7 protein-coding genes are annotated in these 8424 nt (G+C 45.9%); 3 read left to right on the forward strand and 4 right to left on the reverse strand.

Annotation, left to right across the window (positions count from 1 at the left end; all coding sequences use genetic code 11):
- Positions 1-87 precede the first annotated feature (87 nt).
- Positions 88-822: a phosphonate ABC transporter ATP-binding protein gene (locus LAY57_RS34115; RefSeq protein WP_249071676.1), complete on the forward strand. Its 735-nt coding sequence runs from the start codon at positions 88-90 to the stop codon at positions 820-822.
- Between the two features lie 68 nt (positions 823-890).
- Positions 891-1679: a phosphonate ABC transporter, permease protein PhnE gene (gene phnE, locus LAY57_RS34120; protein WP_249071678.1), complete on the forward strand. Its 789-nt coding sequence runs from the start codon at positions 891-893 to the stop codon at positions 1677-1679.
- 300 nt (positions 1680-1979) lie between these two features.
- On the opposite strand, the gene LAY57_RS34125 is transcribed toward phnE, so the two are convergent.
- Complete coding sequence (locus LAY57_RS34125) at positions 1980-3050, reverse strand: CHAD domain-containing protein (protein ID WP_249071679.1); 1071 nt, start codon at positions 3048-3050, stop codon at positions 1980-1982.
- A 90-nt stretch (positions 3051-3140) separates the two neighbouring features.
- Entirely contained in the window at positions 3141-3875 is a 735-nt protein-coding gene (locus tag LAY57_RS34130) for a hypothetical protein (protein WP_249071680.1), read from the reverse strand.
- 319 nt (positions 3876-4194) lie between these two features.
- On the opposite strand from LAY57_RS34130, the gene carB reads away from it, so the two are divergent.
- Complete coding sequence (gene carB / locus LAY57_RS34135; protein ID WP_249071682.1) at positions 4195-7500, forward strand: carbamoyl-phosphate synthase large subunit; 3306 nt, start codon at positions 4195-4197, stop codon at positions 7498-7500.
- Positions 7501-7584: 84 nt separating this feature from the next.
- On the opposite strand, the gene LAY57_RS34140 is transcribed toward carB, so the two are convergent.
- Both LAY57_RS34140 and LAY57_RS34145 read right to left on the reverse strand, forming a co-directional pair.
- Positions 7585-7947 carry a DUF5615 family PIN-like protein gene (locus LAY57_RS34140; protein ID WP_249071683.1) on the reverse strand — a complete coding sequence of 121 codons (363 nt, stop codon included), beginning with the start codon at positions 7945-7947 and terminating at the stop codon, positions 7585-7587.
- On the reverse strand, positions 7944-8174 hold the full coding sequence (locus LAY57_RS34145) for a DUF433 domain-containing protein (RefSeq protein ID WP_249071684.1): 231 nt from the start codon (positions 8172-8174) through the stop codon (positions 7944-7946). The genes LAY57_RS34140 and LAY57_RS34145 overlap by 4 nt, the downstream gene beginning before the upstream one ends.
- Positions 8175-8424: the final 250 nt, after the last annotated feature.

Here is an 8424-nt window from a genome sequence, read left to right on the forward strand (position 1 = left end):
ACTGACAACTGACAACTGACAACTGACAACTGACAACTGACAACTGACAACTGACAACTGACAACTGACAACTGACCTAATGACCTAATGACAATTGAATGTGAAAACCTAGAGACGCCCTATAGCGCTTCTCTCAGGCGTCCGATTCTCAACGGTATCAGCTGCAAGATTAACTCTGGCGAGTTTGTCGCATTGCTTGGACTCAATGGTGCGGGTAAGTCAACTTTGTTACGCGCAATGGTTGGCTTAGTGCCCTTGCATAGAGGAATGATTAGCATTAACGGTGAGGCGCATACTCAGCACCGGGGTTCTAAGCGCGAGGTCGGGATGTTATTTCAGGGAGGAGGGCTGATTCGTCAGCTACCTGCAATTGAAAATGTGCTGTGCGGACGCTTGGGAACGTTACAAGCTTGGCAAACGCTGGGGGGGTTTCCAAAGCGCGATCGCCGTTTGGCGATCGATTTGCTAGCTCAGTTCGGGTTGAAAGACCAAGCTTATCAGAAAACGGGACAACTGAGCGGCGGTCAACAACAACGAGTTGCGATCGCACGCGCTTTGATTCAAAATCCGCAAATCCTCCTCGCAGACGAACCCATCACCGGATTAGATATAATGGCAGCCAAACAAGTGATGGATATTTTATCCGATCTCCACGGCCAAAAAGGCATGACAATCGTAGTGGTTTTGCACGATTTGAGCCTAGCATCTGCTTATGCAGAACGTGCGATCGTCCTTGATGCCGGTCGGATCGTCTATGATGGAGCCTGCCACAACCTACAATCCCAATTTACCCAATTAAACCATAAGATTGTGGAAGTTTAAATGCAAAGAAACCTGCGTTAAAAAATTTTATCTTTGGCATCGACCAGTCTTTTGTCATCTCTATACCAATGAAACACTTTTCTAGCTTCTGGAAGCAGTATACCTGGGTTAGTCGCCTACTAATTTTGTGTGGTGTAATTTTAGCTTATGGCTGGGCATTGCAAGGTTTAAAAGTTGATTTTGAACTACTTAAGAATAGTTGGCCTTATGTAACCGATTTTATCTCGCGGTTGTGGCCTCCTAATTTAGAAATATTAGATATAGCGATATTGAGACTAATTGAGACAATCCAAATGTCTATGTGGGGAACTACAATCGGAGCAATTCTTTCATTGCCGATCGCAGTTTTTTCCGCCCGCAATTTAGCTCCTCGTTGGCTGCAACTATTAGCTAATTTACTTCAAAATACAGTGCGCTCCGTTCCCTCAATTGTGTTAGGATTATTATTTGTTGCGGCAACTGGACTGGGCGCACCTGCCGGAACCTTGGCTTTAGGGATATATACAATAGGATATCTGGGAAAATTTTATCAAGAAGCCATTGAATCGGTAGATCCGCGATCGATCGAATCGCTGCAAGTTTGTGGCGCATCTTGGTTGCAAATTGCCCAATACGGCATCCTGCCACAAGTATTGCCATTGGGATTGGGTTACACCTTATATATGTTTGAGTACAACATTCGCGCCGCGTCAGTACTGGGAGTAGTGGGTGCAGGAGGCATTGGTTTTGAGTTGGTCAACTATATAAGAGGTTTTGAGTACACAAAAGCAACAACAATGATGCTTGTACTCTTAGTAGTTGTAACGTTAATTGATGCTCTAAGCAGCAAACTACGCCAACGCCTGGAAGCCATGTAAACAAACGAAACGGCTTTTCCGTATTATATCATGTCCGGTGGCATCGGTTGTCTAAAAAAAATAACTCTCTTATCTGTGTTCATCTGTGTTCATCCGTCTTCATCTGTGGTAAAAATTTAACCCTCGATGAAAACAGACAATTTCGCGCATCACGCTTACGCTACCGATGCAACCGGACATGATATTACTATGCTATTTGAGCAGAGGGGAGGGGGTAAGAGGAGCAGAGGAGAAAAGAAATAAAAATGTTCTTAATTGAACAAAAGCATAGCAACTCCGAAAGATGCAAAAAAGGTAAAATCAGCTTTTTTTAACTTCTTTTGTTTTTACTGTTCCATTAGTAGATTCGATCGGATTATCATATTGCCCATTGTCATACAGTTCTTTGGGTCGCAGGAGTTCTGAGCGGAAAGAGTGTCTGATTTGAAGATTTAAATATCGGATTTGGAATGATTGCCATTGCTGCCAAGCTTGATAACGACTTTCTGCCAACTTTTCAGACAGATTGGGAGGTAATTTATCTGCTTTTAAATCCAAAGCTTTGGCAAGAAAATCTGCTAAAACAACGCTATCTTGAATTTCTCCCAATATACCTTGAATTGCCTTTATGTCTTCTAAATAAGCGTTATAAGTCGCTCCATAAAAGTTAGTAAATAACTCCATTTGGTAGCGCACGCGCTTGCTTTGTTTGCGGAGGCAGTGCAGAACATTTCCATGCAGTGCTAATTCTTGTTCTACGGCTTCATGACTCATATTTCTGAGCAGCTGAAGTTCTCCATTTTCAGCCCTCCTTTCATGGATCTGCCTGGGAACGCCCACCAACCAACCTGGGTGCAGCAACAACTGACTTACTTGAGGTAACAGTAAATCCGGTATGACCGACTGAATAGGTAAATCAGCCTGCTGTTGATAAGAAGGTTGTTTCAGCCACTCTGTCAAAGCCTGCTTTAGATCCTGATAGCGCGACTTTTCTAGAGTTGTTTTAACTTTGTTAAAAGCCTGTTGACGCTGTTGATCCAGATACTTCAAAGCAGTATCGACAACTTTCTGTTCGGACTTGGGTAAAGCAGGTTGGTAATGACTTTTGAGTGCTTCCTCAAGAACGTCTAAATCTCGCAGCGTTCCCAGAATGCGAGCAATCTTGGCAATATGTTTTTCTTGAGCGTATTTGGGCAGATCTAAAGCGGGTGCAAAACCCGTTACGGCTGTCCGCAGGCGACGCATACCGACGCGCATTTGGTGCAAGGCTTCGGGATCTTTGTCTTTGAGAACATCGGCTTCGTGCTTGATCGTTTTGTGAAAGTGTTTCTCAATTGCTAAATGAGCAAAGTCGCCCAAAGTTTTTGGTCTTGTTGCCGTGTCTGCTGTCATAATTAGTTCTCCAAAAGCCAAGTCTGTAGCAATAATTATCCTTGGTTTGAAATCGTGAAGGCAAGAAACATCTATGATAGTATTTCTGAGTTAAGTACTGGTCAATGACTTAAACCAAGAGGGCGTACTAAAATCGTGTGGGCTGGAAACCCATAAGTCATAGCGCGTCAAAGTTTCTCCTGTTTGCAAGTTTTTGATGAAAGGTCTGCCAGTCCAGATTTGGCAGCTGCATAATTTTTTGGGCAGAGCGAGTTCAAAACCTCCCTCTATGGGTTGAATTTGGAAAAATTCAATGTGCCAGTGGGCTGGTTCAACGGCAACATATTCTTGGGGTTTTTCTGTACTTTTGCGGTTGTTGCGTGAGAGGTTGGGAGTGGGTTCGATCGCAGTTGGCAGAAAATCGATATCCAGCAAGTCGGCTTTTATTCCGCAGGCTTCCACAAATGCTAGCACCTGCTGCCAATCATAAACCGGCGACGAATCCCCATCCCAGCGAGTATTCTCTCCAAAGCAGTGTCCGCCCAGCAGCCAAACGAGTTTGCCTAAGATAGCTTCAAGTCTGGGCCGATCGCTTTGCAAAACTTCGACATCTTCAGGCAATAGTATCCTGCCGGGAACGCACCACCAGTATTCCCAAGACATAAGGGGATTGAGGGGAATCAGCCGTTTTAGGATACCGGGAATGCGATCGCGCAACTGGATTTCCCAGATCTCCTTAGTAGATACTACTTCGGCATCAGGAAGCAGTTGCGTCAGATTCTCAGCTAAAGGATGTTGCTGTGCAAGCATCATCTCGTTTGGGATAAAGCCGTCGAGGTTTAGCATAGGGCTAGGGTCAAGAAAAGTCAAAAGTCAAAAGTCAAAAGTCAAAAGTCAAGAAGGGATTGGGGGCTAGGGGAAGCGGGGGAGTAGGAGAGTGGGAGAGTGGGAGAGTGGAGGAGTGGAGGAGTGGGATTTTGCAATCTTCCCCCTCTTCTCTCTTCCCTCAACGCTCGCCCCTAGCCCCTAGCCCCTTCTGACAATGACCAATTATTGCCATATTGTCATCGAACCTTAGAAAAGTGTAGTCAAACAACCGCTTCTACCTGGAGGAAACCCCTTAAAATGGTTTGGATTTGCACACCCTTACTCCAAAGCAACCATTATGCCTCGTCGTAACGACCTCCACAAAATCCTGCTATTGGGTTCTGGCCCAATTGTAATCGGCCAAGCCTGCGAATTCGACTATTCCGGCACTCAGGCTTGCAAAGCCCTACGCAGTGAAGGCTACGAGGTGGTTCTGGTTAACTCCAACCCAGCCACCATCATGACCGATCCAGAAACGGCAGATCGTACCTACATTGAGCCGCTGACGCCGGAAATGGTGGAAAAAGTGATTGCCAAAGAGCGTCCCGACGCCCTGCTGCCGACGATGGGCGGGCAAACGGCGCTAAATTTAGCCGTAGCCTTATCAAAAAACGGTGTCTTGGAACGGTACGGCGTCGAATTGATTGGAGCTAAACTGGAAGCGATCGAAAAAGCAGAAGACCGACAGCTGTTCAAACAAGCGATGGAAAAAATTGGGGTAGGTGTCTGTCCGTCTGGCATCGCCTCCAATGTAAACGAAGCTAAGACGATCGGTCACCAAATTGGCAGCTATCCTCTAATTATTCGACCAGCTTTTACGATGGGAGGGTCAGGTGGTGGGATCGCCTACAACCAAGAAGAATTTGAAGAAATGGCCCAGGTAGGCATAGATGCCAGTCCGGTTTCCCAAATTTTGATCGAACAGTCGCTGTTAGGCTGGAAAGAATATGAATTAGAGGTGATGCGAGATCTGGCAGATAACGTAGTGATTATCTGTTCGATCGAAAACCTCGATCCGATGGGCATCCACACCGGCGACTCCATCACCGTAGCACCGGCTCAAACTCTAACCGACAAGGAATACCAACGGCTGCGAGATGCCTCCATCAAGATTATCCGCGAAATTGGCGTAGAAACTGGCGGATCTAATATCCAGTTTGCCGTCAATCCGGTGAACGGCGACATGATTGTGATTGAAATGAACCCCCGCGTATCTCGTTCATCGGCATTAGCTTCCAAAGCTACTGGGTTCCCCATTGCCAAATTTGCGGCTAAATTGGCGGTGGGTTACACGCTGGATGAAATTAATAATGATATTACCAAAAAGACTCCGGCATCGTTTGAGCCGACGATTGACTATGTGGTAACGAAAATCCCCCGCTTTGCGTTTGAAAAGTTTCCGGGAACGCCAGCGATACTGACAACGCAAATGAAATCGGTGGGAGAAGCAATGGCGATCGGACGGACGTTCTGCGAGTCGTTCCAGAAGGCGTTGCGAAGTTTGGAAACGGGTCGCGCTGGTTGGGGTTGCGACAAAACCGAAAAATTGGCTTCTTTGGAACAAATCCGCGCCCAGTTGCGGACGCCGAATCCAGAACGGATTTTCACTGTGCGTCACGCGATGCAGATGGGAATGTCGGTAGAAGATATTTATGAACTGACGGGAATTGACCCTTGGTTTTTAGATAAGATGAAGGAATTGTTGGAAACCGAGAAATTCCTGAAACGCACTCCTTTGGAACAACTGAAAAAAGAAGAGTTGTTTGCGATTAAGCAACAGGGATTTAGCGATCGCCAAATTGCCTTTGCCACCAAAACCAAAGAAGACGATGTGCGATCGTACCGCCAGCGCTTGGGCGTTCTGCCTATTTACAAAACTGTAGATACCTGTGCGGCGGAATTTGAGGCGTTTACTCCTTATCACTATTCCACTTATGAAATGGGTTGTGGGGAAGATGCTGAAAATTCAGTATCTCTCAATTACCCGTTGCAAGGTGAATCGGAAGTGTTGCCATCCGATAAACAAAAAGTGATGATTTTGGGTGGTGGGCCAAATCGCATCGGGCAAGGTATTGAGTTTGACTATTGCTGCTGTCACGCTGCCTATGCGTTGCATGGTGCGGGATTTGAGACGATCATGGTTAATTCTAATCCTGAGACGGTTTCGACGGATTACGATACGAGCGATCGCCTCTATTTTGAACCTCTTACTAAAGAAGATGTTCTCAATATCATCGAAACGGAAAAACCAATCGGAATTATTATCCAGTTTGGCGGTCAAACGCCTTTGAAATTGGCACTTCCACTACAAGAAGCACTCCTCAATCATCCAGAACTCGGCACGAAGATTTGGGGAACATCTCCCGATTCGATCGACATTGCCGAAGACCGAGAACGGTTTGATGAAATTGTCCAAAAACTGCATTTGCTGACAGCAGCAAATGGAATTGCTCGTTCTGAACAGGAAGCGCTGACTATTGCACGGCGAATTGGTTATCCGGTAGTTGTTCGTCCTAGCTACGTTTTGGGCGGACGCGCAATGGAAATCGTCTACTCGGATAAGGATTTGGAACGTTACATGACGATGGCGGTGCAGGTTGAACCGGAAAAACCTGTGCTAATTGATAAGTTCTTGGAAAATGCCGTTGAAGTCGATGTGGATGCGATCGCCGATAGTACCGGAAATGTTGTGATTGGCGGTATCATGGAACACATCGAACAAGCGGGAATTCACTCTGGTGATTCCGCTTGCACCCTGCCAACAACTTCTCTATCTCCGGCGATTCTGCAAACCATTCGCGAGCAAACAATCCGGTTAGCAAAAGCCCTCAATGTCATTGGTTTGATGAATATTCAGTATGCCGTTTCTGGGGCTTATGGCTATGCACCGCAGGTTTACATTTTAGAGGCAAATCCCAGGGCGTCGCGCACGGTGCCATTCGTATCGAAGGCAATTGGCAAGCCGTTGGCGAAGCTGGCTTCTTTAATTATGTCAGGTAAAACCTTGGTGGAGTTGGGTTTAACTCAAGAAATTATACCCAATCACATTGCCGTGAAAGAAGCGGTGTTGCCCTTTGATAAATTCCCCGGTACGGATACTTTACTAGGCCCAGAAATGCGATCGACTGGGGAAGTGATGGGCATTGATACGGATTTCGGCAAGGCGTTTGCCAAGGCAGAATTGGCGGCGGGAGTGCGGTTACCGTTGTCGGGAACGGTGTTTGTATCGATGAGCGATCGCGATAAAATAGCTATAGTTCCAGCAGTAAAAGAACTGATGGAATTAGGCTTTGATATTGTCGCAACCGATGGCACTCGTCGCGTCTTGCAAGAAAATGGCTTGAAAAAGATCGGTTTGGTGCTGAAGGTACACGAAGGGCGTCCTCATATTGTAGACGCGATTAAAAATCAGAAGATTCAGCTCGTTCTGAATACTCCTTCTGGAGAAGAAGCAGCAACTGATGCGCGGTTGTTGCGGCGTACTGCCTTAGCTTATAAAGTGCCCGTGATTACCACAATCGCCGGGGCCAAAGCTACTGCTGCTGCGATCGCACGTTTGCAATCTGCACCGCTGGATGTAAAAGCGATTCAAGACTATTTCTAGGGTAGTAGGTACTGGGTAATTTCAGATTTTAAATCTCAAATATAAAGTTTGAAATTACCCATTACCCATTTACCATATCAAAAGCTAAATTGGAAGTCGTCTCACTCGATAGCGATTATTTTCTACTGTCACAATTGCCCCAGTTGCCAAATCCTCACCACACTCTGAAATAACTAACAGCAGTCTTGCACTAACAAATCCTGGGACAGTATTTTTTAATCGAAAAATCACTACACTTGGCGCAACATCAGCACTCACAGCCAATAAATCGCCAAAGTCTAAGTCAAATGTTAAAACGATCCTATCCTCTTGTCTCGCCTTTTCCAAAATATCTGGATCTGGCAACCGATCTAGTCCCTGTTCATTTAGGTGTACTGCATTATATCCCTGTTGACGCAGTGCTTGAACAGTTAAAGGAGAAACACCCATATCTGCCAGAAATTTCACACTGTACTCCCGCTAAATGGACGAACTTCCTCACTTGCCAAGAAAGCAGCATACTCAAGGCAGGCGCTGATATCTTCCGCTTCTAGATAAGGATAAGCCTCTAGAATTTCCTCTACACTCATCCTATTTGCTACCAAACTGATTACCAAAGAAACGGTAATCCGCATTCCGCGAATGCAAGCGCGTCCTCCCATAATTTGCGGATCGAAGGTAATGCGATCGAACATGACTGCCTCCCAATAATGTCTCTAACTTTCTCAATTATATCGGCTTGCGCTTGGATGATGTACACCCCAGAAACCGGGTTTCTTCAAGAAACCCGGTTTCTGAGAACCGCACTCACCTGAAAGCTGCTGTATATCGCTTGGTAATCTCCAGCTTTTGTAGGGTGCGTTAACGCACTGGAGTTTAGACTAACCGCGCTTTTAAGCGCGGTTAGTCTAAACTCCTATATCCAAGAGATGAAAGTAAAAAGAT

Origin of the sequence: Argonema antarcticum A004/B2 (assembly GCF_023333585.1) — a bacterium.
GTDB lineage: Bacteria > Cyanobacteriota > Cyanobacteriia > Cyanobacteriales > Aerosakkonemataceae > Argonema > Argonema antarcticum.